General features: G+C 61.6%; 19 protein-coding genes. 13 read left to right on the forward strand and 6 right to left on the reverse strand.

What is annotated here, in order from left to right; translation table 11 throughout:
• The first annotated feature begins 490 nt into the window (after positions 1-490).
• The 3 genes from JQ592_RS28455 (at position 491) to JQ592_RS28465 (ending at position 6150) form a co-directional block, all read left to right on the forward strand.
• Positions 491-1990: a heparin lyase I family protein gene (locus JQ592_RS28455; protein WP_211406087.1), complete on the forward strand. Its 1500-nt coding sequence runs from the start codon at positions 491-493 to the stop codon at positions 1988-1990.
• A gap of 109 nt (positions 1991-2099) precedes the next feature.
• Entirely contained in the window at positions 2100-4739 is a 2640-nt protein-coding gene (locus tag JQ592_RS28460; RefSeq protein ID WP_211406088.1) for a type I secretion system permease/ATPase, read from the forward strand.
• Complete coding sequence (locus tag JQ592_RS28465; RefSeq protein ID WP_211406089.1) at positions 4726-6150, forward strand: HlyD family type I secretion periplasmic adaptor subunit; 1425 nt, start codon at positions 4726-4728, stop codon at positions 6148-6150. Before JQ592_RS28460 ends, JQ592_RS28465 begins: the two co-directional genes overlap by 14 nt.
• A 192-nt stretch (positions 6151-6342) precedes the next feature.
• On the opposite strand, the gene JQ592_RS28470 is transcribed toward JQ592_RS28465, so the two are convergent.
• Complete coding sequence (locus tag JQ592_RS28470; RefSeq protein WP_211406090.1) at positions 6343-7242, reverse strand: LuxR C-terminal-related transcriptional regulator; 900 nt, start codon at positions 7240-7242, stop codon at positions 6343-6345.
• Positions 7243-7860: 618 nt separating this feature from the next.
• Between JQ592_RS28470 and JQ592_RS28475 the strand changes: the two genes are divergently transcribed.
• Positions 7861-8508 carry a response regulator transcription factor gene (locus JQ592_RS28475; protein WP_211406091.1) on the forward strand — a complete coding sequence of 216 codons (648 nt, stop codon included), beginning with the start codon at positions 7861-7863 and terminating at the stop codon, positions 8506-8508.
• A 517-nt stretch (positions 8509-9025) separates the two neighbouring features.
• On the forward strand, positions 9026-9283 hold the full coding sequence (locus JQ592_RS28480; RefSeq protein WP_211406092.1) for a hypothetical protein: 258 nt from the start codon (positions 9026-9028) through the stop codon (positions 9281-9283).
• 122 nt (positions 9284-9405) lie between these two features.
• On the opposite strand, the gene JQ592_RS28485 is transcribed toward JQ592_RS28480, so the two are convergent.
• The 4 genes from JQ592_RS28485 to JQ592_RS28500 are packed head-to-tail and all read right to left on the reverse strand — an operon-like array spanning position 9406 to position 13235.
• Positions 9406-10791: an AMP-binding protein gene (locus JQ592_RS28485; RefSeq protein WP_211406093.1), complete on the reverse strand. Its 1386-nt coding sequence runs from the start codon at positions 10789-10791 to the stop codon at positions 9406-9408.
• Positions 10778-11023, reverse strand: coding sequence for an acyl carrier protein (locus tag JQ592_RS28490; RefSeq protein ID WP_211406094.1), 246 nt, complete (start codon positions 11021-11023; stop codon positions 10778-10780). Before JQ592_RS28490 ends, JQ592_RS28485 begins: the two co-directional genes overlap by 14 nt.
• A 35-nt stretch (positions 11024-11058) precedes the next feature.
• Entirely contained in the window at positions 11059-12969 is a 1911-nt protein-coding gene (locus JQ592_RS28495) for a long-chain-acyl-CoA synthetase (protein ID WP_246820730.1), read from the reverse strand.
• Complete coding sequence (locus tag JQ592_RS28500; RefSeq protein ID WP_211406113.1) at positions 12966-13235, reverse strand: phosphopantetheine-binding protein; 270 nt, start codon at positions 13233-13235, stop codon at positions 12966-12968. Before JQ592_RS28500 ends, JQ592_RS28495 begins: the two co-directional genes overlap by 4 nt.
• A 244-nt stretch (positions 13236-13479) precedes the next feature.
• Between JQ592_RS28500 and JQ592_RS28505 the strand changes: the two genes are divergently transcribed.
• The 5 genes from JQ592_RS28505 to JQ592_RS28525 are packed head-to-tail and all read left to right on the forward strand — an operon-like array spanning position 13480 to position 19082.
• Positions 13480-14706, forward strand: a complete 1227-nt coding sequence (locus tag JQ592_RS28505; protein ID WP_211406095.1) for an acyl-CoA dehydrogenase family protein — start codon at positions 13480-13482, stop codon at positions 14704-14706.
• Positions 14707-14732: 26 nt separating this feature from the next.
• Entirely contained in the window at positions 14733-15737 is a 1005-nt protein-coding gene (locus JQ592_RS28510; RefSeq protein WP_211406096.1) for an amino acid--[acyl-carrier-protein] ligase, read from the forward strand.
• Positions 15738-15769: 32 nt separating this feature from the next.
• On the forward strand, positions 15770-17071 hold the full coding sequence (locus JQ592_RS28515) for an O-acetylhomoserine aminocarboxypropyltransferase/cysteine synthase family protein (RefSeq protein WP_211406114.1): 1302 nt from the start codon (positions 15770-15772) through the stop codon (positions 17069-17071).
• A complete protein-coding gene (gene metA / locus JQ592_RS28520; protein ID WP_211406097.1) occupies positions 17068-18210 on the forward strand; it encodes a homoserine O-succinyltransferase MetA in 1143 nt (380 codons plus the stop codon). Before JQ592_RS28515 ends, metA begins: the two co-directional genes overlap by 4 nt.
• Before the next feature lie 11 nt (positions 18211-18221).
• Positions 18222-19082, forward strand: coding sequence for an acyl-CoA acyltransferase (locus tag JQ592_RS28525; RefSeq protein WP_211406115.1), 861 nt, complete (start codon positions 18222-18224; stop codon positions 19080-19082).
• A 689-nt stretch (positions 19083-19771) separates the two neighbouring features.
• Here JQ592_RS28525 and JQ592_RS28530 read toward each other — a convergent pair.
• A complete protein-coding gene (locus JQ592_RS28530) occupies positions 19772-20608 on the reverse strand; it encodes a xanthine dehydrogenase (RefSeq protein ID WP_211406098.1) in 837 nt (278 codons plus the stop codon).
• Between the two features lie 322 nt (positions 20609-20930).
• On the opposite strand from JQ592_RS28530, the gene JQ592_RS28535 reads away from it, so the two are divergent.
• The 3 genes from JQ592_RS28535 to JQ592_RS28545 all read left to right on the forward strand — a co-directional run bounded on the left by JQ592_RS28535 (position 20931) and on the right by JQ592_RS28545 (position 24087).
• A complete protein-coding gene (locus JQ592_RS28535; protein ID WP_211406099.1) occupies positions 20931-21758 on the forward strand; it encodes an SDR family NAD(P)-dependent oxidoreductase in 828 nt (275 codons plus the stop codon).
• Between the two features lie 255 nt (positions 21759-22013).
• Entirely contained in the window at positions 22014-23747 is a 1734-nt protein-coding gene (nifA, locus tag JQ592_RS28540; protein ID WP_211406100.1) for a nif-specific transcriptional activator NifA, read from the forward strand.
• A gap of 145 nt (positions 23748-23892) precedes the next feature.
• Complete coding sequence (locus JQ592_RS28545; RefSeq protein WP_211406101.1) at positions 23893-24087, forward strand: 4Fe-4S binding protein; 195 nt, start codon at positions 23893-23895, stop codon at positions 24085-24087.
• The last annotated feature ends 319 nt before the right edge of the window (positions 24088-24406 follow it).

Consider the following 24406-nt stretch of genomic DNA (forward strand, 5'->3'; position numbering starts at 1 on the left):
ATGGGCGAATACGCTAGCGTTTGGGCGCTACATACATATGTATAAATCACATTTTGAAAGTTTTTTCGCCATTTTTGATTATTAACCAACCGACCCAGCAGTCGGGGGGCCAGCGTTCCAAAAATTCCAACTGCTTTGAAAATCCGCGCGTAGTCGAAAGCTGCGTGCATGCGGTATGTCGCGCGGCGTCTTGCCGCGCGGCAGTAGGAATGCCTGTTTCAACTTCAAGAAGGACTATGGAATGGCACTTTCCGCACCTAAGGGGCACCCCTCAAGCCTTTGAGGAAAACGTCGTCGGCACGGCGTTCAGCATCCCACTAGCATAACGACATCACGAACTATGTGGCGCAGGTGTCTGCGTTCACGGAGTGATGCTGGCTGAGTTGAACCATTCGGACCGAACCGGGCCAATGGGCTCCTCGATGCCTGTCGTCTGGCAGGGACGACGTAGCACACGACGAGTCAGTATATCTACGGAGATTCGACAACTATGACGATCACGTCCTTCACATCGACCAACGACGGCACAGTCACGATCGATGGCAGCAATTATACGGTCCAGAACGCCAACCAGAGCTATAGCCTGAGCGAACCCGATACCAATACGCTGCGGTTTCAGTTGCAGTCGGGTGATTATTGGAACGGTTCGCAGCGTAGTGAAATTGCCGGGAACACTGTCTATGCGGCGGGCACCCAGATCAACCTGTCTTATGACTTCATGGTCGAGCCTGGACCTGTGGACGATGCGAATGGTCCCGGAGAATGGACCGTCATCGGCCAGATGCATGAAGACAGCCTCACTGGTTCGCCACCGTTCGCCGTCGAGCTGGTGAACGGGGACCACATGGCGATCGACATCGGGACCAGCAATCCGGTGTACCTTTACACCGACCCGAACCCGCTTGTGCGCGGGCAATACTATTCGATGCAAGTACAGGTGAAATTCGCGAATGACAGCAGCGGATTTCTCGAAGTCTGGCGCAACGGCGTTCAGATCGTCGATTATCACGGTCCAATCGGGAACGACCTCGGGACTTATTGGAAGGAGGGCGTCTATCGCTCGGCATCCAGTCAAACGATGGCAGTCGATTACAGAAATCTGCAGATAACCACGGGATCCGCGCCGGCCCCCACGTCAACGACGTCGTCCACTACGACGCCTACGTCGCCCGTGACGTCGCCGTCCTCAACGACGCCCACGACCCCCTCCGTGACGAAGCCGGTCCTCACCGTCGCGGATAACTCGCTCTGGGTCGCCGGCCGTGGCGGTACCGTCGATCTCGGAACGAAGGTGTCGACGACCGATTCAAACGACCGCGTGACCGTGCACATCACGGGGCTGCCAAAATATGAATCGATCACTGACAATCTCGATGGTCAGACGTTCCACGGAAAGGACATCACGTTGACGGCCGCGCAGGTCAACAGCGGGCTGACACTGACCTCGACCTACAGGGGCGGCGGCCATCCGGTTGCGGAACTTACGCTGACGGCGAGCGCGACGGATCCATCAACCGGTGCGGTCGCGACGGCTGCGCCACAGATCATCAGCGTGACGGATCCTCGCCCTGCGACAGTCTCGACCACAACGACGTCGTCGCACGACGACCACGCTGTGACGGATCAACAGCCTGCTGCCGCCACGACGGCTGTGACTCCGACGACCTCGCAGACGATCGAGCCTACGGATCATCAGTCGGCGGCTGCAAACGCGGGATTCCTTGCAAGCAGGGCCTTTGAGTTGCTCCAGCAGCATCTTGATCCGGCCGCCAGCAGCCTGGCAACGACCGCTGCCCATCCGGTCATGGCGGCAGATCATCCGTCTGCCACCGGGACCACGATGGCGTCGCTGGCAAGCCAGAGCTTTGCGCTGCTGAACCAGTATCTGGCCGCTCACACCGGCCGGGTGGATCCCGGTCAGATCGTGGCGGCTGTGTCGCAGGCGACCGGTTGGGGGCACGACACGTTGCTGGCCAGACCGCAGCACTAAGGCCGAGCCGCACCCGGGCTCTGCGCCTGGGGGCGGCACCCTCAATGTTTTGGAATGCATGAGAAGGAACATCATACGCGGCCGGTAGCCGCGAAGGGTTGAGTAATAAATGGCGATCCAGAATGGAAATGCCCATGCCGCAGATCTGGGACTTCGATCCCTGTCTCTGTTCCTGCGCCTTCATGGCGTGAACGCCGAGCCCGACCAGCTCCGCGACCGTTGCGGAGACAGCGCAATCGGCATCCATGCGATGCTTCGCTGCGCCCGCGATTTCGGACTGAAGGTCGCTTCGCGCACGACACATTGGAAACAGCTCGCAGGCATTGGCCTCCCCGGAATCGCAGGGCTGCGTGATGGCGGATTCCTGCTGCTCGGGAAGGTCGAGGAAGATGCCGCGCTGGTGTTGCATCCGACTTCGACACATCCGAAGTTGATGCCGCGTGCGGAATTCGAAGAGATCTGGGACGGCCGTCTGCTTCTGTCCGGATCTCAAGGCCTCGCCGATCGGGCGCATCATGCATTTGCCAGTCTGATCGCGCACGGACGCGATCTGGCTAACCGTGCCGGTGACGCGCTTGCGCGTGTCTATCGTCGCGATATGCCGGTCCGGGGGCCAGGCCCCGAGCCTGTGGACGGTGATGAATCGGGCTTGATCGCGATGGCGATATTGCTGCGTTGCCACGGCATCGCGGCCGACCCGGAGCAAATTCGCCATCGCATGGGCACATCGCGTGTCGGTGTGACCGAAATCTTGCGCTGCACCAGGGAGTTCGGCCTCAAGGCCCGGGCACAGCGGTCGAACTGGAACAGGCTCGCCGTCACGCCGTTGCCGGCGATCGCAGCGCTACGCGACGGCGGCTTCCTGATCCTGGGCAAGGTCGTCGACGACACGCTCCTCGTTCAGCGTCCATTGTCTTCCCGGCCCGAAGCGATGACGCAGGCCGAACTCGAGGCGATCTGGGACGGCGATATCATCCTGATGACCCGACGTGCGGCCCTGACGGATCTCTCCAGACGATTCGATATCGGCTGGTTCCTCGGCGCGGTTCACAAGTATCGCGGCCTTCTCGGCGAAGTGCTGATCGCCTCGTTCTTCCTTCAGGTCTTTGCGCTTGTAGCCCCGCTGTTCTTCCAGGTCGTCATCGACAAGGTCCTGGTTCATCGAAGCATCAGCACGCTCGATGTGCTGGTCGCGGGCCTCGTCGCGTTGACCTTGTTCGAGACCGTCCTCGGCACGTTGCGCGTCTATCTGTTCGCGCACACGACGAACCGTATCGATGTTGAGCTCGGCGCACGGCTGTTTCGTCACCTGATGGCGCTGCCGATCGCCTATTTTCAGACACGCCGCGTCGGCGACTCCGTTGCCCGCGTTCGCGAGCTCGAGAACATCCGTCAGTTCCTGACGAGCTCGGCGCTCACGCTTGTCGTCGATCTCCTGTTCACCGTCGTCTTCCTTGCGGTGATGTTCTACTACTCGACACCGCTGACGCTGATCGTCCTGGCTTCATTCCCGTTCTACATCGGGATCTCCGCAGGCGCCGCGCCGTTGTTTCGCCGGCGCCTCGATGAGAAGTTCAACCGCGGCTCGGAAAATCAGGCCTTCCTGGTCGAGAGCGTCACGGGCGTTGAGACACTGAAGGCGATGGCGGTCGAGCCGCAGATGCAACGCCGTTGGGAAGAGCAACTTGCCGGCTATGTCGGGGCGAGTTTCCGCGTTCTCAGCTTGAACAATACGGCGAGCCAAGCGGTCCAGATGATCAACAAGCTGGTCACGGCCGCCACGCTCTACTTCGGCGCCAGGTTCGTGATCGGCGGCGACCTGACCGTCGGCGAACTGGTCGCGTTCAACATGCTGGCGGCACGGGTGAGCATGCCGGTGCTTCGGCTCGCGCAGATCTGGCAGGATTTCCACCAGGCGCGGCTGTCGGTCGATCGCCTCGGCGACATTCTCAACACCATTCCGGAGCCAAGCTTCAGTTCAGCCCGCGCCGGGCTGCCGCCGATCCGCGGCAAGGTCGTGTTCGAGCACGCGACCTTCCGCTACCGCGCCGACGGCCCCGAGGTGCTGCACGATGTGTCCTTCAGCGTCGAGCCCGGACAGGTCATCGGTATCGTCGGCTCTTCGGGCTCGGGCAAGAGCACCATCGGCAAGCTGATCCAGCGCTTCTACGTGCCGGAGAGCGGACGCGTCCTGGTCGATGGCGTTGATCTCGCGACGGTCGACCTGACCTGGCTCCGGCGCCAGATCGGTGTGGTTTTGCAGGAGAACGTGCTCTTCAATCGCTCGATTCGCGAGAACATCGCGCTCGCCGACCCGTCCATGCCCATGGATCGGGTCATCGAGGCGGCCTCGCTCGCCGGCGCTCACGACTTCATCCTGGAGCTGCCGGAGGGCTACGACACCGTCGTCGGCGAACGCGGCAGCACCTTATCCGGCGGGCAGCGTCAGCGTGTTGCGATCGCTCGCGCACTCATCACCAACCCGCGCATTCTTATCCTCGACGAGGCGACCAGTGCGCTTGACTACGAAAGCGAGCGGGCCATCCAGCAGAACATGAAACGGATTGCCGCCGGCCGGACCGTGTTCGTCATCGCTCATCGGCTCTCGACCGTGCGCAATGCGAACCGGATCATCACGCTCGAGCACGGCCGTATCGTCGAGGATGGCAGCCACGATGAGCTGATCCGCTCGAACGGACGCTATGCAAATCTCCACTACCTGCAGGCCGGTATCCATGACGTCCGCTAGCCGAAATATCGTTCCGTTTCCGCGAGCCGAGGTTCGACGGCGGGAGCATGAGATTGCATTTCTGCCGGCGGCGCTCGAGATCACCGAATCGCCGCCGTCTCCGATTGGTCGCGCGATCGGGGCGAGCATCATCGCGGTGTTCTGTGTCGCGCTGTTGTGGGCATCGCTCGGCAGCGTCGATATCGTCGCTACCGCGACAGGCAAGATCGTGCCTGGTGGCCGTACCAAGCTGATCCAGCCATTCGAGACGGGCGTTGTCCGCGCAATCCACGTACGTGACGGACAGAGCGTCAAGGCCGGCGACGTTCTGATTGAGCTTGATCCAACGATGACGGAAGCCGATCAGGAGCGCCAGAGAAGCGATCTCGTTGCCGCCGAACTCGACGTCGCGCGGCTGCGCGCGGCGCTCACCGACGACCCGCTCGCCGCCTTCCGATCGCCGCAGGGTGCAAGTGCTGCGGAGATCGACATGCACCGCCAATTTCTCATCAGCCAGCGCGCCGAACAGAGCGCCAAGCTCGCGGAAATCGAGCGCCAGCAAGGTCAGAAGGAAGCTGAACGGGGGACCACCTCGGCGAGCGTGGCGAAGCTCCAGGCGACGATACCGGTGCTCCAGGAGCGGGTCGATATTCGCAAGAATCTGGTCGACAAGGCCCTGGCCTCGAAGGTTGTCTATCTCTCCGAGTATCAGGAATTGGTCGGCCTTCAACAGGATCTGGTCCTCCAGCAGAGTCGGCTCCGCGAAGCCGACGCCGCGATCGCCTTGCTGAAGGAAACGAAAGAGAGGACCGCCGCGGAGTATCTTCGTACCACCTATGACGCACTTGCGAAAGCCGAGCAGAAGGCAGCAAGCGCTGCGCAGGAAGTGGTCAAGGCGGAGCGGCGCACGAAGCTTCAGCATCTGACCGCGCCGGTCGACGGCACCGTACAACAGCTCGCCGTTCACACGGTGGGAGGCGTTGTGACGCCGGCGCAAGCCCTGGCCATCGTGGTCCCGACCGAGAGCCAGCTTGAGATCGAGGCCATGCTCTCCAACCGCGATATTGGATTCGTGCATCCCGGACAAAAGGCGGAGATCAAGATCGATACATTCAACTTCACGCGTTATGGGCTGCTGTCCGGAGATGTGCTCAGCGTGTCCACGGATGCCATCACGCGCGACAGGCAGGGTGGATCGAACGAACGCGCGTCGGGGACCGTGCAAGGCAGCAGCGAGCCCAAAGGCCAGGAGCTGGAATATGCGGCGCGCATTTCGCTCGACCGCACGCACATGCAGGTGGAGGATAAGCTCGTCAAACTCGGCCCAGGCATGGCGGTGACGGTGGAGATCAAGACCGGCGCGCGCAGGATCATCAGCTACCTTCTCTCGCCACTGGCGAAATATAGGCAGGAGGCGCTGCGGGAGCGTTAAGTAGGGAGTGAGTTCTCGCAACGCCGGTGCTCGACGTCACCACTGGGAGAACGTCGACGCTGTCCGCGTGCTGTTCGCGCGAAGGCGGCAGGAGAGGTGTCCTGCCGCTGTCGTGAAATCGACGAAAAACGTCGCAGTTTGCGCCCGCGATGGGAGCATTCCGACGATTGCGGTCGTATCCGCTCCCTTGGACTACTTGTACAACCGTACTGCCGCGCCGGTCGCTCGTTCGATGCTCTTGTGGAGTCCACCGTCGATAGGCGTTGCTGCGGCGTGACCAGACTGGCGGCCCAAGGAAGCCGTCCGATCGAGGTGATCCGTCTCAGAGATCATCTCGAGAGGCGTCACGACACCCGCATCCGCATCCGCCGCTATCGGTGCGTGGTTGTTTGACGTTCGCACATGCGATTCATGGTTCATTCCCCAGATAGCCGCCTGAGTCCGGTTCTGAACTCGTATCTTCCGCAAGATCGCTTTGACGTGAACCTTCACAGTGGCTTCGGCGATATCGATCTTTCGAGCAATGCCCTTGTTGGAATCGCCTTCAATGAGGCAAGACAGGATTGCCCGTTCGCGCGGAGAGAGCTGCGGCGAGATCGCGTCCTCTGGAGCAACGAGGATCACGTGTTCATTTTGGCTGCATTGCGTCGTTTCGCGCTCGCGTTCACGATTGCCATCGAGAGCAAACCACAGCAATGCAGGCGGGAAGACGGTCTCGCCCATCGTCACGAGTTCGACCGACTTGATGAAAGCGTCGCACGAATTGACGTTGACGAAGTAGCCGTTAGCTCCTGCGCGAAATGCGGAGGCAAGCTCGACCGGCCGATAATTGTCGGACACGATTGCAATGGGCGCGTCGGGATAGCGATCCTTCAAATATCCAATCTGCGCTATCTCGATGCCGAAATCATCGCCGGTGTGGATGATGAGAAACATCAGTTTCTCAGCTTGAAGGGAGCTTGGCAGCTCCTCAGGGCTCGAAGCAGATATGGCAATGCGAAAATTTGCCGTATGCAATATTCTGGCAATACCTTCACGGATCAAAACGTTCTTTCCGAGAAGTGCCATTCCGTAGATTTGACGCCTCCTCATTTTTTTATCCTCCAACCAACGCACTGATACAACAGAAACCAACTCAATGTAGTCTCGCGATAGGCGGCCAAGCCTTTTGAGTGGGCCGCTTCGCCCCGCTTGCACACTTTTGGGCTAGTGAATTTTCGTTACTCCGAAAGCCTGTGTTCGCGAACTCCATCCCTCCCATTTTGCTGAAGCTTTGAATAATGTTAGATGGGAATTTACGATAGCCCTATATATCCTTCGTTATATGCGTGCAGGCGCCGCAGTCCGACCCGCGACGCTGCTTTTGGCGCAGTCTCTGCGCGAACTGCATGATCATGTTTATTCAAAGTGGAAAACGGCCGGGCTTCGGCCGTCGATTCCGCCTCCGTGTGATCCCGGTCTGCGACCGAATTTCGCGGCGCTCTGGCCGGCAGGAGTGTAGTCTCAGGGGGTACGGACGTCGGAAGCGCAAGTTGCCGCGTGAGGATCGGAGAGCGAGGAGAGCAGCGCGTCAAGCCAATTCAATTTTGCGCTGCGACATAGACATCGGTCGTATTGGAAAGAATTTCGAAGGATCTGCGCTGCCCTTTGGGAAATAGCAGCGCGTTAACGGCGTTAAAGCTTTTGGGGGCGTCAGGCTGAGGAGCGCCCATGCGACGTACTAATGTAGTCATTGCAGACCGGCATCCGGTCGTCCTACAGGGACTGAGCAACGTGCTCAGTACCGAGGCGGACTTCAACATCGTTGCATCTTGTAGCGACGCTGCGAGCTGCATCCAGGCGATTTATAGCCTGGCGCCCGACATTGCGATTGTTGATCCCGCGATGCCCGAGCTTGCCGCGCTGATAGTTCTTTCCGTCAATTCAGAAAATCGTTCGACGCATTTGGTGTTTTTCGCCTCGAGTGAAGATTGCGGATTGCTTTTGGATGCGGCCCCCTTTGCCTGCAGCATCGTCCTGAAGGATGCGGAGCCGGAGGCGCTGGTGCAGTCCTTACGGCACATCGCCAATGGCCGAAGTCTGCTGCCGATGATGTCATCCGATTCGATCGCATCGCAGGAGCAGGGCGCGAATTCGGACAGGATGATGACAGCTCTGACCGACCGCGAGCGTCAGATCATGCGTCTGGTATCCGAAGGATTGTCGAATAAGGACATCGGGCGACGGCTGTGCATTTCCGTCGGCACCATCAAAGTGCACCTTCACAACATTTTTCAAAAACTTGAAATCAGCAATCGAACGGAGCTCGCGGCAATAGCTATCGCGCAACATGATCGTCCGACAGGTGGAGAGCGCTAAGAGGATCGTCGCGGTCCGTCAATCCCCCGGTCACACCTCCCACTGCAATGAGCAGGCGCCTCAACCGGATGCGCCGGCCTGACCTGAAAGAATCTCGCGAGCGCGCCCAAAGCCCGGTTTCGTGCCCGAAGGCCAAGCCTGCGTCGCGAGCGCGGTAGGCCTCCGACTTCGGCGGCCACTGCGTCCATCGCAAGCTGAATGAGGTAATCCGTCAGGACTGTCAGTTCATCCGTAATGGCAGTCAGTGCAACGAGAGAGAAGGGCTATTCATTCATCATCTGCGGCTCTGGGTCGATCGTACTGGTCCGCTGTCAGGTAAAGCGTCGTCGCGGGCTATAGCGAACGGCTCGAGATAGCATCGCAGAGATGTGCCGATTGGAACTCGGCAACTGCGGAGCGGCGGCCCTGGCCTTTCCTTCCTGCCCCCCCAGTGGTCAGGGCCGTTCCCCCTTCGCGCCTTGTCGGCAGGACAGATAACTCTGTGGTTGAGATGAAGGCCAGTATGGGGCGCAGCTAGATGTCCCTCGAGTTTCACCGTGCCGTCGAGGACATGGAAATCTGGAGCGCGACCGGCGACGGCTTTTCGTTTGTCATCACGTATGAGAGCCCAGCTGGCGGCGGTTTTCATGGACGCGCGGGCTATGTGGCGTCATGGCGGCCGCTCTATGGGGGGAACGGCGCGATCAAGATCGGTGGTTCGGCGTTTGTAACTCTTGCGGAGGCCGAGAAGGCCTGCAACACGATGCTTGGACATCTGACGGGAGCGCCGTGTTGAACCGTACAACCCAAGTCAAGAGAGCGGTTCCTGTAGGGAGAAGCTGCCAAAATTGACGCGGCCGGCGAGCCTGCGCGCAATGGCCAAGCCGATACCGCGGCTGCCGCCCGGTGATGAGGACGTTATGCATCGGTGCGCGCCAGCTTTCCCGCTGCCGTGACTTCTAGTCGCTCGACGAAACGGATCACCGCGGGAACCTTCCATGCTGCGAGGCTGTCCTTGCATTGGGTGAGTATCTCTGCGCGGATGGTCTCGTGGCACTTCTCATCGGTGCCGGCCGTGAGGATGACATCGGCAACTACAATGGCGCCCGTGATCGGGCTCCTGCGCGATCGCGCCCGAGACATTTGAACGCAGGCGTGACGGTTGATCACGGCCTCCACCTCTTCCGGATGCACCTTCAACCCGCCGATATTGATAATGCCGCCTCGCCGGCCGACGAAGTGGTACCGTTCGCCGCGCAGCTCGACGATATCGCCAGTATCGACGAACCCCTCCTCGTCGGCGAGCGGCGGCGCATCGGCCCCGACATAGGCGCGCGCGGTACGCTTGGAGCGGATCCGCAGCGAGCCCTCGACGACCTTCATCTCTACGCCGTCCCGATTTCGTCCGATCAGGTGGGCAGGAAACCCCTCGCGCCCGTCGTCGACGCTAAACCCAACTCCGGCTTCGGTCGAGGCATAGGCGTGACCGATCGACGCGTGCGGAAATGCCTGGGCCAAGCCGTCGAGCACTGCCTGGTCAGCGATTTCGCCGGACAAGCGGATATAGCGCGGCGAAAAATTGGCGGTCGCGCCGCTCATCAGGAGCTTGCGCCAGTGCGATGGCGTGCCGGAGATGTGGCTGACGCCGCCCGCGCGCAGCCGCGCCACATGGACCGCGATGGCTTCCCCGGGCTCGGATAGCACCATCGATCCACCGCCGAGCACGGCGCGCAGGAAGATTTGCAGGCCGCCATAGCGGCGGATATCGTAGAACGTCGCCCACGTTGCGTCGCCGTAGCGCGCAGGCCCCTCGGCAATAATCGCGCCGGCGAGCCCATCGAGCGTATGTCGGACGATCTTCGGCAGCCCCGACGTCCCCGAGGTCAGCATCAACCATTCGGTCGCATGGTCGACCGTCCGTCTCGTGGCCCTCCGGTCGGGCAGGTCGATGCCGATAACAGTGTATTTTCCGGCGCGCGATCCGGATAGCGGTCGATCGGTGACGATGGTGTCGATCCCGGCCTGCTCGACCAGGGCCTGCAGGCGCTCCCAATCGAGATCGGGTGGGCATAAAAGCATGCGGCGTGCGACGCCGTCGAGCTCGATCATTGCGAGCGCGGAGAGCAGCTGTCTCGATGTCGCAATCAGTACCGAACGGCCAGACAAGTCGCAGCATCGGCCGGCCAGGCAGCTGAACTCGACAATGTCGGTCAGCGATACGCTGTGCCGGGCATCGGAAATGGTGCGGTCCTTCGGTCCTTGGCCGAGGTAGTGGCGTAGCGCGATGCTATCAGGCGGGAACATTCTCGTAAGCTCTGACGAACTCACCGAGTGTGGACGGGAAGGCTGCGTCCTCAGCAATAGTGAAGGGATCGACGCCGAGCTCGTCCTCCAGCCGCGCAACCAGAATCGCGAAGGCCAGCGAATCGAATCCGGTTTCGTTCAGGGACAGGTTGTCCTGAAGCGGCGGAAGCGTGACCTTCTGTTCTTCGGCGATCTGCTCCATCGCGGAGAAAATCTTCGTTCTGACCGACATGATGAACACCTCTCATTTCGATTTCCGGGCCGATGTTAGAGCCTGATTGCGCCCTCAACGATGCGCGCGTAGACGGACCGGTCGATCGAACGATAGTCGCCGGTCGCCGGATCACGCAGGAACAGCGGATCGTCCACGATTGAAGGATCGAATCCCTCGCGGACCAGCTGCTGCTTCTTCTTCCTGAAGGTGTCAGTCGCATCCAGCGCTCGGCACAACCTGACGAAAGCTGGAATTGCATAGGGCGGCAGGCGACTCGAAAGGTGTTCTCTGAATATCCCGAAATCGAAATTCTGGTCCACCACCAGGGCCGCCATGCCGGCGCGGCCATCGGTGCCGGACACTGCAACTCCATAGATCGAGGCGTCGAGAACGCCGGGGCAGTCCGCGATTGCGTCGTTCACTTCGCTGGTCGCGACGTTCTCGCCCTTCCAGCGAAAGGTGTCGCCGACGCGGTCTATGAAGTGCAGGTAGCCCTGCGCATCGCGCATCATCAGATCACCGCTGCGGAACCAGGCATCCCCCATGACGAAGACGTTGTGCAAAATCTTCTTCTTGGTCTCGGCGGGATCCGTGTAGCCTTCGAAAGGCCGGCCGTCGGAATTGGCCTCGCCGATCCGTCCGACAGCCTCGCCGGTCTCGCCGGGGGCGCACGCGATGCAGAGCCCTGCCTCGTTACGGACTGGGCTGCCGCTGTCGGCATCGACCTTGATAATCGAAGTCGGAAAACGATGCGCCAGAACCGGCGGTATCCGGCCGATCGCGCCCGGCTTTCCTTCGACGTTGAACAGCGAAAAATTGCCTTCGGTTGCGGCATAGAATTCGAGGATCTGCGGAATCGCGAACCGGTTGGCGAACATCTCCCAGATGTCGCGGCGCAACCCGTTGCCGACAGCCAGCCGCAGCCGATGCCGCGTCTCTTGTTCAGATACTGGCGCCTTCAGCAAATACCGGCAGAGCTCGCCAATGTACTGGAACATCGTACAGTCGAAACGCTCGATGTCGCGCCAGAAGCCGCCAGCGGAGAATTTCTCCGCAATCGCGACAGAGCCGCCCGCGCAGAGCATGCTGCAGGGAGCCGCGACGCCACCCACGGAGTGATGGAGCGGCAGGCAATCGTAGAGACGATCGTCGGTGGACGCGCCCGTCAGTCCGGCAAACCAGCCACCCCAGGCGAGAACGCGGCGATGACTGACGTTCGCCGCCTTCGGCAGGCCAGTGGTGCCCGATGTGTAGATGAGGAGCGCGCGTCCATCGATCGTGACGTCGCCACGTTCGGCGGCGGACAGCGGTCGTGGCTCGAAGGCGGCGAGCGCCGCATCCAGATCGCCGCGTCGATCGCCGGTGCCAAGGCTCCAGCATTGCGGCACACGGTGCAGATGGGGACGCGCGCCCTCGAAGGCGTCGACGCAATCGGTTGCGAGGATGAGGTGATCGGCATGAGCGACATCGATGCAGTGGGCAAGCGACCGGCCGATCAGCCTGGTGTTGATCAGCGCCACTGTTCCACCAACGCTGCTGATACCGAGCCAGCAGGCGAGGTAGTCCGGCCCGTTCGATGCCAGCAGGCAGACGGTGCGGCCGGCATGAAGGCCAACGTGTCGCGCCCAACGCGCATACCGGTTGATCCGGTTGGTGAGTTCGCCATAGGTGAAGGATTGGTCATCCGAGAGCAAGGCAGGTCGCTCCGGCTGACGTTGAGCCCAATCCTCGACGATGTCGGCGAACAAACGATGCGGCTGGGCCTCGAGCCGTGCGGTCAGTGCGATGGCTTGCAGCCATGTCTTGGCTGCGGAGCGCCGTGGAGCGTCGCGTGCGGTCGCGCGCTGGATCACGGCCTTGTTTATAAATTGATCATGCGGCCGGGCTGGATCGGTATCCGCCCGCACCCGTTCGATGCGGCTTGCCTGGTTCTCGAAGCACAACCTTTGTTCAACGGGCTTCATTCTGACCCGGATCCGAGCTGGTTGAGGATCATCCGCTCCATCGCCTTCACCGATTGGAAGTTTTCGGGTGTGATTTCGAGTTGAGGAAGAATGAGATCGAACTCGGCTTCGACCTTGAGCATCAACTCGACCATACCCATCGAGCTCAGCCCAATGTCCACGAGTCGCGACTCCGGATGGACCTCGGCGATGATTGCATTCTGCTGGAGGACGCTCCTGACGACCGACAGGACGCGATTCTGAACGTTGACGGCAAAGTCGTGCATTTCAGCCGGTCTCCTGCCGTGGCCAGGCGTGATCACATGGAGGGCGACGATACCCAACTGCACCTTCGGCCAATAGCTCTGCTTCGGAGGTACCTCGCCCGGGAGTGGAAGCTTCTTGATACCCACTTCTGCGCCAAGGACGCGGCGGGGGAAGTGGGCTAGTTGTCGGTTTTTGATCGGACTTCGTCTCGACCCGGCTCGCATCGTTCAATCATGACAACCATGAAGCGGGAGGCTCTGGCCCATGACCGTGCAGGAAGTTCCGTTCCGCAACAGCGCCACTGAAATTGGTCGAATTTCCTTTTCTCCTGACGACTCCTCGTTCCAGCAGCGAACGGCAAATGTCGCGGAGGTCGCCGCGGCCGAGGCAGAAGCGGTCGATCGCGAGGCGCGCTTCCCGCGGAAGGCGATCGACGCGGCGCGGAAGGAAAGACTTCTGGGAGCCCAGATTCCGATCGAGTTCGGCGGGGAAGGTGCGTCGATCTCCGAGATCGCCGATATGTGCTACGCGCTCGGCCGCGCCTGCGCTTCGGTCGGAATGATCTTCGCGATGCATCAGACCAAGGTCGCGTGCCTGGTTCGCCACGGCGCGGGCAGTGTGTGGCACGAAAGTCTCATGCGACGCGTGGCTGCCGAGCAGCTGCTGTTGGCATCATCGACCACGGAAGGCCAGAACGGCGGAAACATACGCTTCAGCTCCGCCGCAGTGGAGCGCGCAGGCACCGAGATTTCGCTGCTGCGCGACGCGACGGTGATTTCGTACGGCGCCGAGGCGGACGGCATCATCACCGTTGCCCGCCGCTGCGAATCTTCTGCCGGATCCGATCAGGTGCTGCTGGCCATCACCCGTGATGATTATACGCTGGAGCGCACTCTGGGGTGGGAGACCCTCGGCATGCGCGGGACCTGCAGTGCGGGTTTCAAGCTGGATTTCAAGGGGACCGCGGACCAGATATTCCCGGTAGCATACGAAAAGATCCATGCGCAGACGATGACGCCTGTCGCCCATCTGTGCTGGTCCTCGGTCTGGGCGGGAATCGCAGCAGCGGCGGTGGACCGGGCGCAGCTCTTCGTCCGCAAGGCCTCCCGCGGGTCGGGCGGCAATATGCCTCCTGCCGCGGCGCACTTCACGGCCGCCAGGATGACCCTGACAAAATTGCGCGCGGTCATTGCGGCAAGTCTGCAGTTCTATGAAGCCCGCGGACAAGACGTGCGCGCGTTGTCGTCCGTGGACTTCCAGTCCTCGATCAATCTTCTCAAGGTGGAGGCCTCCGAGCTTGCGGTTGCGACCGTCATGCACGCGATGCGCACCTGCGGCCTGTCCGGCTATCGCAACGACACCGACGTGAGTATCGGCCGCCACCTGCGAGACGTGCTTTCAGCTCCGATCATGATCAACAACGATCGCATCCTCACCAGCATTGGCCCGGCGACGCTCATGAGCACGGTTCCAGAGTCCCTGTGCGATTGACTTTCTTCCGAGAAGGAGAGGGCCTGATGAAAGTGGCCATTGTTGAAGCACCGGCTGCCTCCACTCAGGCTCCAGCCGATCCGTTGGACCATCTCGCCGATGCGCTGTTCCACGAGATGGGCTCGCCCGGCGTCTATGGCCGCACCGCACTCTACGAAGACGTGGTGGAGCGAATTGCCGCGGTGATCTCGCGGAATCGCGACCCGAACGCCGAGGTGATGCGTTTCCCGCCCGTCATGAATCGCGCGCAGCTCGAGAGGTCGGGTTACCTGAAGAGCTTTCCCAATCTCCTCGGCTGCGTCTGTGGCTTGCACGGCATGGAAAGTGAGATCGACGCGGCGGTCAGCCGCTTCGATGCCGGCGGTGACTGGACCACCTCGCTGTCGCCGGCCGATCTCGTTCTCTCGCCGGCCGCTTGCTATCCGGTCTATCCGATCGCGGCGAGCCGGGGGCCCGTTCCAGCCGGAGGCTGGAGCTTCGACGTGGCTGCCGACTGTTTCCGCCGCGAACCGTCGCGCCATCTCGACCGGCTGCAATCCTTCCGCATGCGGGAATTCGTCTGCATCGGTAGTGCTGATCACGTCTCAGCATTCCGGGAGCGTTGGATCATGCGCGCGCAGAAGATAGCCCGCGATCTCGGGCTAACCTTCAGGATCGACCATGCCAACGACCCGTTCTTCGGCCGGGTCGGGCAGATGATGGCGGTGAGCCAGAAGCAGCAGTCGCTGAAGTTTGAACTGCTGGTGCCGCTGCGCTCCGAGGAGCGACCGACCGCCTGCATGAGCTTCAACTACCACCGGGATCATTTCGGCACGACATGGGGCATCGTCGATGCAGCCTCCGCGCCGGCCCACACGGCCTGCGTGGCGTTCGGAATGGATCGTCTGGCGGTCGCCATGTTCCATACCCACGGCAAAGACGTCGGCCTGTGGCCGACCGCGGTGCGCGAGCTGCTGAACTTCGCGCAGACCGACGACCGAGCACCTTCAGCAAGCGAGGAGGCCCGATGCGCCAGGGAAGTCGGGAGCTAGCCCGGGGCCGGAGAGCCGAAGGGCCAGCTACTATGAGAAGAGAGACTGTCGCCGTCCACGGCGGCTTTGAAGACGATCCGGCAACGAAGGCTGTTGCCGTGCCAATCTACCAGACGGCCTCCTATGCATTCGACAGCGCCGACCATGGAGCGGCGCTCTTCAACCTCGAAGTCGACGGCTTCCGTTATACCCGGATCGGCAATCCAACCAACGCCGTGCTGGAGAAGCGCGTCGCCGCTCTTGAAGGAGGCATCGAGGCACTCAGCGTTGCCTGTGGACAGGCCGCGGTGAACTATGCGGTCGTCAACATCGCGGAGATGGGCTCCAATATCGTCTCGGTTCCGCAGCTCTACGGCACCACGCATACGCTGTTCGCGCACATCCTGCCGAGGCAGGGCATTGCTGTCCGCTTTTCGCAAGACGACCGGCCGGAAAGCGTCGAACGGCTGATCGACGACGATACACGGGCGGTGTTCTGTGAGAGCGTCGGGAATCCGGCCGGAAACGTCTGCGACATCCAGGCGATGGCCGAGGTCGCGCACCGGCACGGCGTTCCCCTGATCGTCGACAACACCGTACCGACGCCGATCCTTCTCAGGCCGATCGAGTACGGCGCTGACGTCGTCGTGGAGTCGCTCACGAAATTCATGGGCGGGCATGGCACGACGCTCGGTGGAATTATCATCGACAGCGGCAGGTTCCCTTGGACGGAGCATCGTCGGCGCTTCCCGATGATGAACGAACCGGAGAAATCGTACCACGGTCTGGTCTTCACCGAGCGCTACGGCACAGCTGCCTACATCGCGCGTTGCCGCGCCGTTTCCCAGAGAACAACGGGCGCCGTGCTGGCGCCGATGAACGCTTTCCTGCTGCTCCAGGGCATCGAGACCGTCGCGCTCCGGATCGAGCGGCACGTCGAGAATGGCGCAAAGGTCGCGCGATTCTTGCGCAATGACGGCCGTGTCGGGTGGGTCAATTATGCGGGCTTTCACGACAGCCCCTATTTCGCGCTGACGCAGAAGTATCTGGATGGTCGAGCGTGTTCACTGCTGACTTTTGGTGTCGCTGGAGGTTTCGAGGCGGGCAAGCGGTTCTACGACAGGCTGAAGCTCTGCAAGCGGCTGGTCAACATAGGCGATGCGAAAACGCTCGCCTGCCACCCCGCATCGACAACGCACCGGCAAATGTCCGTCGAAGAACAGGAGAAAGCCGGCGTGCGGCCCGAGATGATCAGGTTGAGCGTCGGAATCGAGCACATCGACGACATCCTCGCGGATCTCGACCAGGCGCTCTGCGCCGTCGATGTTTCGGCAACCGTGAAGGCATTCGGATGACTGTCCTAATTGATATAGATTCGCACGAGCATCACCTCTTCTCCAGGGCACCGAGCGGCGCCTATGCGAAGGCGCCCCTGGGAAGCCGGGCAGATTGTCTCGACATCGGGCTCATTAATAACATGTCGGATGCCGCCCTGATGTCGACCGAGCGCCAGTTGTTCGACCTGCTCGATGCGGCCGCGGGACGACTTTGCGTCAGGCTGCACTTGTATACGATGGAGTCGACCCCCCGCTCGGAATGGGGGCGCGATTACGTGCGTCGATACTACCGTGGCATCGGCGATCTACTGAACAGGAGCCTGGATGGAGTGATCGTGACAGGCGCCGAACCAAGGGCCGCCAGCCTTACAGACGAGCCATATTGGACCACCTTCGCCGAGATCGCCGACTGGGCGACGGAGAATACCGTATCGTCGGTATTTTCCTGCCTGGCTGTTCACGGCGCCGTCCTGCACCTGGACGGCGTTGCGCGCCACAAGCTGCCTGCCAAATGCTTCGGTGTTTTCGCTCAAACAAAGACGAGACATCATCCCTTGATGCAGGATGTGCCGAGGACCTTCCGGATACCGCACGCCCGTTGGAATGAGGTGCAGGAGGAGGATCTCTCGGACTGCGGATACTCGGTTCTCACCTGGTCGGCGGAGGCTGGGGTCGACTGCTTCGTCAAGCAGCAAAAGAAAAGCCTTTTTGTCCATTTCCAAGGCCATCCGGAATACGAGACCCAGAGCCTGCTGGGTGAATATCGAAGGGATATGGGGCGTTTCCTCCGGGGAGAGAACGAAGTCTGTCCGACCATACCGAGGGGCTACCTGAACGAGGGCGCGGAGCAGATCCTGATAGCTTTCCGACAGAAAGCCCTCTCCGACAGAAACGCCGAGCTTTTTGCCGATTTCCCGGTCGATCGGCTCGCGAAGGACCTCAGCAACGTCTGGCGTCTTCCGGCCCAGCGGATATACCGCAACTGGTTGCACTACATTGTCTCGCAGCGACGCTCACACTCGGTGCGAGAAGCATCGCCCGCTGCCGCCGCAATTCCGGCACGTCGCCACGGACGCAAGTTGGTTGCCGCTCGATCCGCTCGTCTGGCGCGCTCGCCACCCCCGGGGATCACAAGGCGGCTCGGATACAAGGAGTGAGAGTTCTGGCGATGGTCCGATGCCGTGAGATAGGAATAGCCGATCTCGACGCCGTCGCGGATCTTCTGGCAAACGGCTTTCCAAGACGCTCGCGGGATTACTGGATCGAGGGACTCAGGCGCTTGTCTGTGCGAGAGACGCCCGACAGCTTCCCGCGCTTTGGCTATATGCTCGAGCACGACCGGGTGCCGGTCGGCGCTCTGCTGCTGATCCACACGGCAAGGAACGATGGCGGTAGAGCCTCCATCCGCTGCAATCTCTCCAGCTGGTATGTGGAGCCCGCCTTTCGCAGCTACGCTCCCATGCTGACCAAGGTCGCGCAGCGCCACAAGGACGTCACCTACGTCAATATCACTCCAGCGCAACGGACTTGGCAAGTCATCGAAGCGCAGGGATTCCGCCGCTATTGCGGCGGCTTGTTCTTTTCCTTTCCGGCAGTATCTCGCCCGGTCAAGGCGATGCGCGTGGAGATCGTCGGACCGAACGCGACAGCGATCGAAGGATTGCCGGTGGCTGACGTCGCGTTGCTTGCGCGTCACGCATCCTATGGCTGCCTCAGTTTGGTGTGTCGCGCCGGCGATGGCCGCGCCTTTCCGTTCGTGCTGCAGCCGCTGCGGGTCGGTCGTATCAGGCTGCCGGTGATGCAATTGATGTATTGCGCCGATCTGGCCGATTATGTTGTTTGCGCCGGCGCTATGGGCCGCTTCCTGATTCGACGCGGCTGGATGTCGATTGCTCTCGATGCCAACGGCCCTGTGACCGGCCTCGTCGGCATTTACAGGGAGCCGATCGGCCGAAAGTACTTCAAGGGTCCGCATTGCCCCCGGCTTGCCGATCTGTCGGACTCTGAGCTGGTGATCTACGGGCCGTGACTTCGTCGTTCCAGGACAGTTCCAACCGGTCGAGAAATGGCTCAGACCGTGCTCGAGGGCGAGCGCCGCGCCGTTTGTGCCCTTCCGGCTTGCAAAGCGATCAGTGACATATTCGTGTCAAGGAACGTTCGTAGCCTGAAAACTTGCTGTGGCATCCAGGCAAGGGTTCGGGGCAGTCGTCATTCGTCTCTGGCGATGCTGATGGCTTGCCGGAGCAATTGATCGGTGTCACGCCGCGTGCCGTATCTCACTTTGCGCCGATGTCGTTCGACATTTCCGCCCAGCCGCTTGCCTCCGCACTTTCTACACGTCGAGCCTGGGTGCGCTCACCAATCAAACCCTTTGCTTACCCGATGCCCGCGAGAGCAGGACGGGTCGCGTGCGGCGCTTTGTAGTCGGGCGTCACGTGCCGCAGATTGGTGTGCGCCTTTTCCATTGTCTCTATTATCTTCACTCCATTCTTTCCAAACCCCGCGTCGGCGCGGACCGCTATGTCTCCAAGGTCGTCAAATATCGTGCGCGACGGGCCGGCCGCTCTTCGAGAATCCGCTTCACGGAATTGGAGCATAGTCCGCACCGGACTGTGCAGCCGAGGCAGCCGTAGACCTGCGCAGCCGAGCAAAGCTCGCCGTCGGTCGATGCCACACCCCTGATGTCGTGATCGCTGATGACATTGCAGGAACAGACGATCATGCCGGGTTCCATTGTGATACCCGTCGGCCGGCGTGGAGCCGGACGGCGGCGATTGTCGCGTGCGCAATGGCGCGCCCGCGGCCGTCTGTGCCAGTCCACTGGGCATCGCGCCCGCGCGGGTCAATCTCCAGCAATTTGACGCCGACCGGAACCTCGCTGCCGTCGCGGGCGATGCCGCGCAGTACGCCGTCACGCGGCGCGAGCACCGGAACACCGGAGAGATGGCCGAGCACGAGATCCCTGTAGACGCGGGTGCCGATCTCGATCGGTGTGTGCCAGCGCCCCGCGAACTGCGAATAGACGAAGCGTTCCGCGCCGACATCACCCAGGGTGCTCGCAACGCCGTCGGCAGCGTCGGTCCAGCGCTCGTCGCTGACAAGCCCGATCTTGCCCGGACGCGTCTCCACTGCGACGTCGCAATTGAAGTCCGATGAGAACCCGGGGCCGAGACCAATGGTCAGCCGGGCCACCCGTCTGAGGTCGGGCGTGATCCGACGCTTCTGAAGACGCGCGTCGATGAGAAGGTCGATGTGGCGGACGGGAAGCAGATCGAGCAGGCCGAGCCAGGTGACCAGGAGTCGCGCCGGCCGGCACAGAGCCTGGTGGACCTGCATGCCGTCGTCCACGCGTTCGGCGACGATGTCCTCGAGTTGCGCGGTGTCGGTGAAGAGGGCATCGTGGAAGGCCATCTTGCGGCGGATCACCGGCGGGTCCGGATCGTGTGACAGCACTACACAATACCCTGCGCGCACGAGCTGGATGCCGATCGCTGAGGCGATCTCATTGGTGCCGAGGATGACGGCGAAGAGTCGTTGGTCGTTCGGCTGAAACATTTGAAACCACGTTTGCAGACAAGGCGTAGCAAGCCAGGACGCGATTGAGCCTGAAACGAAGAGAGCAAGAGCCGGGCCATTTGGAACGATTGAAAATCAGCTCACAACCGTCGGCCAACATTCAGGAACCGAGAGGGCGCAATGATTGCCGCATCGGGTCCGAAAGTCCACGTACTCCTGTTGCAAACCATCCAACGTGTCGTGAAGCCGACATCCCGACGCGAAAACTGCAACGATCGGTCGGCGGAGCGTGGCCCAAATCCTGCAAAGTTGCTCCACATGCAATGCCAGGCGTCCGGTCTGGACGCAGTGAGGAGCTTGTGTGACGCTCGATCTACTGGACCGCGATGGCGCATCGGCGCCCGATGTCGCACTCTGTCCGTTCCACAGCGACAAGTCGCAGGCGCAGCATGGCGAAGGGAAGACGCTGGTGCTGACCGGCGCATCCCGGGGAATCGGCCATGCGACGGGAAAGCTGTTTTCCGAAGCCGGCTGGCGGATCATCACCTGTTCGCGGCAGCCGTTCGATGGCGATCGATGCCCGTGGGATTCGGGGACGGATAATCATGTTCAGGTCGAATTGAGCGACCATCGCGCGTTGCCGCGCGCGGTCGCCGAGATCAAGGAGCGGCTCGACGGCCGGCCGCTGCATGCGCTGATCAACAATGCCGGCATTTCGCCCAAGGCCGCCGACGGCAGCCGGTTGAACTCGCTGACGACACCGGTCGAAACCTGGATGAGCGTGTTTCACGTCAACCTGCTCGCGCCGATCCTGTTCGCCCAGGGCCTGGTCGACGAGCTGAAGCTGGCATCCGGTTCGATCGTCAACGTCACCTCGATCGTCGGCTCCCGGGTGCATCCCTTTGCCGGAACGGCCTATGCGACGTCGAAGGCCGCCCTTGCATGCTTGACCCGCGAGATGGCGCACGACTATGCGCCGTTCGGAATTCGCGTCAACGCGATCGCTCCTGGCGAGATCAAGACGGACATTCTGTCGCCGGAGACCGAGGCCCAGCTGGCGCCGATCATACCGCTGCACCGCGTCGGCACGCCGGACGAGGTCGCCAAGGTGATCTTCTTCCTGTGCTCGGATGCGGCCAGCTACGTCACGGGTGCGGAGGTACCGATCAACGGCGGGCAACACGTGTGATCACATGCCCGTCGCTACTCGCCAAAGAAATGTCGCCGATTTGCGCTGGATCAATGCGGAGATCGCGCTTTCGAGCGTGTCGCACGTTCCGACGGTAAATTCCGCGGATCGGATGACAAAGCGTGCACATGCGATGGAATCTTTTTGCAGCGTTGCCGACAAGTTGAGCGCGACTCCCGACACGACATGAATGAGAATAAGACAAATTCCAAAGAAGGCTGTGGGGAGGATCTAACAGGCAACGGAGATTCCGTCATGCTGCACGCTGCTCCCGTGGTTGAACGCCCGCAGGCCGATCAGATCGCGCCGATCGTGCCGCTGAACGAGATCGCACTGACCGGCATCTTCGAGATATCGAAGATATTGACGGCCCCGACCCGCCTGGAGACGACGCTCGCAAATGTCGTCAACCTTTTGCAATCATTCCTCCAGATGCGTCATGGCGTTGTCGCGCTGCTCTCCGATGACGGCGTTCCCGATCTTGCGGTTGGCGCCGGATGGAGCGAGGGCAGCGACGAGCGTTATCGTGGGCGCTTGCCACAGAAAGCCGTGGACCAGATCGTTGCGACGGCGATGCCGTTGGTCGCGGAGAATATCGCCACCCATCCCGCCTTCAGTCCCCAGGACGTGGAGACTCTCGGCGCGTCGGAGACGGCGACACGTGTGTCGTTCATCGGTGTGCCGATCCGCATCGATGCCAAGGTCGTCGGAACGCTGACGATCGACCGGGTCTGGGACGAGCGGCCGCTGTATCGGCTCGATTCCGACGTCCGCCTGCTGACGATGATCGCCAATCTCGTCGGCCAGACCGTGAAGCTGCATCGCGTCGTCGCGCAGGACCGCGAACGGCTGATGCATGAGAGCTACCGCCTGCAGAAGGAGCTGTCTGAGCTCAAGCCGACGCGCGATCGCCGCAAGGTTCACGTCGAAGGCATCATCGGCGACAGCGCGGCGCTGCGCGGGCTGCTCGACAAGATTGCGGTCGTGGCCAAGTCGAACTCGACGGTCCTGCTGCGCGGTGAATCCGGCACCGGCAAGGAGCTGATCGCCAAGGCCATTCATGAGCTTTCGCCGCGGGCCAAGCGCCCGTTCATCAAGATCAACTGCGCGGCCCTGCCGGAATCGGTATTGGAATCCGAACTGTTTGGCCACGAAAAGGGGGCGTTTACCGGCGCGCTCAATTCCCGGAAGGGGAGGTTCGAGCTCGCGGACAAGGGCACCTTGTTCCTGGACGAGATCGGTGAGATTTCCGCCTCGTTCCAGGCCAAGCTGCTGCGGGTGCTCCAGGAGCAGGAGTTCGAGCGGGTCGGCGGCAACCAGACCATCAAGGTCGACGTTCGCGTCATTGCCGCGACCAACCGCAATCTGGAAGAGGCGGTGGCACGCAACGAATTCCGCGCCGATCTCTATTACCGCATCAGCGTGGTGCCGATGATGTTGCCGCCGTTGCGCGAGCGGCGCAGTGATATTCCGCTGCTCGCCAACGAGTTCCTGAAGAATTTCAACACCGAGAACGGCCGCGCGTTGAGCTTCGATCGGCACGCGATCGAGGTCTTGATGAGCTGCGGCTTCCCCGGCAACGTGCGGGAGCTCGAAAATTGCGTGCAGCGCACGGCGACGCTGGCGCCGGGACCGGAAATCGTCAGGAACGATTTCGCATGCTGTCATAACCAGTGTCTGTCGGCCATGCTTTGGAACGGCGGCTCCGAGAGCGCCTCGCAGCGCTCCTTGCCGATTGTGCCGCTCTCTGTCCTTCCAGCCGCTGCCCTGCGCGAGACTGCTGTTGGGGGACCGCCGAGAACCGTGGAGCCGGCAACTTCCGAGCCGAGCGTTGGGCTCGCCGGCACTGTCGCAGAGCGCGACCGCGTCATCGCGGCCATGGAGAAGTCCGGCTGGGTTCAGGCCAAGGCCGCGCGCCTGCTCGGCCTGACGCCGCGGCAGATCGGCTACGCGCTGAAGAAGCACGGCGTCGAGGTCAAGCGGCTCTGACGGCGGCTGTCGCAGATGCGACATGCTGTCGGGGCCACGACAAGCCGCTTGGGCAGATAACCGTTGAATTTCCGACGTTTCCCGGTTGGCACGACGCTTGAAAGGAGATGTCCGACGACATCGTCTGCCCAAGGAGTCGGAACACATGTCCTACAAGATTGTCGCCTCGCAATGCACGGTTTGCGGCGCATGTGAGTTCGAGTGCCCGAACGCCGCGATCAGCCTCAAGCGCGACATGTATGTGATCGACCCGAAGAAGTGCACCGAGTGCGAAGGGCATTTCGATGCGCCGCAATGCGCGGTCGTCTGCCCGGTGCCCGACACCTGCGTTCCGGCCTGAGGGCAGGTCGATGGCGCGGTCGAGGCCAGCAGTCTGGATTGGAAACCTGGGCACGGGCATCCGCCGGTGTGTCGTGCAGATCGGCCGGTTGATGGTGAGCCCCGACCGGCATGTCACTCTGGTGATTGCGCGCGCTGCGAACCAGGCGCGCAGGCGGCCCATGGTTGCCGCGGCTGGATATGTCTCCTCGCGGACGGAGCGATAGATGGCGGCTGTTCAGGAAACCATCGAACGGGTTCGCGGCATCGACGTCGACCAGTATCGTTATGGGTTTGAGACCCTGATCGACTCCGAGAAGGCCCCCAAGGGGCTGTCGGAA

Origin of the sequence: Bradyrhizobium iriomotense (assembly GCF_018129405.1) — a bacterium.
Classification (GTDB): Bacteria; Pseudomonadota; Alphaproteobacteria; order Rhizobiales; family Xanthobacteraceae; genus Bradyrhizobium; species Bradyrhizobium iriomotense_B.

Coding starts and splice junctions, on each gene's coding strand:
- JQ592_RS28480 (WP_211406092.1), top strand. CDS start 9,026: ATGTCCCTCGAGTTTCACCGTGCCGTCGAGGACATGGAAATCTGGAGC.
- metA (WP_211406097.1), top strand. CDS start 17,068: ATGACTGTCCTAATTGATATAGATTCGCACGAGCATCACCTCTTCTCC.
- JQ592_RS28490 (WP_211406094.1), bottom strand. CDS start 11,023: ATGTCGGTCAGAACGAAGATTTTCTCCGCGATGGAGCAGATCGCCGAA.
- JQ592_RS28515 (WP_211406114.1), top strand. CDS start 15,770: ATGAGAAGAGAGACTGTCGCCGTCCACGGCGGCTTTGAAGACGATCCG.
- JQ592_RS28485 (WP_211406093.1), bottom strand. CDS start 10,791: ATGTTCCCGCCTGATAGCATCGCGCTACGCCACTACCTCGGCCAAGGA.
- JQ592_RS28475 (WP_211406091.1), top strand. CDS start 7,861: ATGCGACGTACTAATGTAGTCATTGCAGACCGGCATCCGGTCGTCCTA.
- JQ592_RS28495 (WP_246820730.1), bottom strand. CDS start 12,969: ATGAAGCCCGTTGAACAAAGGTTGTGCTTCGAGAACCAGGCAAGCCGC.
- JQ592_RS28455 (WP_211406087.1), top strand. CDS start 491: ATGACGATCACGTCCTTCACATCGACCAACGACGGCACAGTCACGATC.
- JQ592_RS28470 (WP_211406090.1), bottom strand. CDS start 7,242: ATGAGGAGGCGTCAAATCTACGGAATGGCACTTCTCGGAAAGAACGTT.
- JQ592_RS28460 (WP_211406088.1), top strand. CDS start 2,100: ATGGCGATCCAGAATGGAAATGCCCATGCCGCAGATCTGGGACTTCGA.
- JQ592_RS28500 (WP_211406113.1), bottom strand. CDS start 13,235: ATGCACGACTTTGCCGTCAACGTTCAGAATCGCGTCCTGTCGGTCGTC.
- JQ592_RS28525 (WP_211406115.1), top strand. CDS start 18,222: ATGGTCCGATGCCGTGAGATAGGAATAGCCGATCTCGACGCCGTCGCG.
- nifA (WP_211406100.1), top strand. CDS start 22,014: ATGCTGCACGCTGCTCCCGTGGTTGAACGCCCGCAGGCCGATCAGATC.
- JQ592_RS28545 (WP_211406101.1), top strand. CDS start 23,893: ATGTCCTACAAGATTGTCGCCTCGCAATGCACGGTTTGCGGCGCATGT.
- JQ592_RS28530 (WP_211406098.1), bottom strand. CDS start 20,608: ATGTTTCAGCCGAACGACCAACGACTCTTCGCCGTCATCCTCGGCACC.
- JQ592_RS28465 (WP_211406089.1), top strand. CDS start 4,726: ATGACGTCCGCTAGCCGAAATATCGTTCCGTTTCCGCGAGCCGAGGTT.
- JQ592_RS28510 (WP_211406096.1), top strand. CDS start 14,733: ATGAAAGTGGCCATTGTTGAAGCACCGGCTGCCTCCACTCAGGCTCCA.
- JQ592_RS28505 (WP_211406095.1), top strand. CDS start 13,480: ATGACCGTGCAGGAAGTTCCGTTCCGCAACAGCGCCACTGAAATTGGT.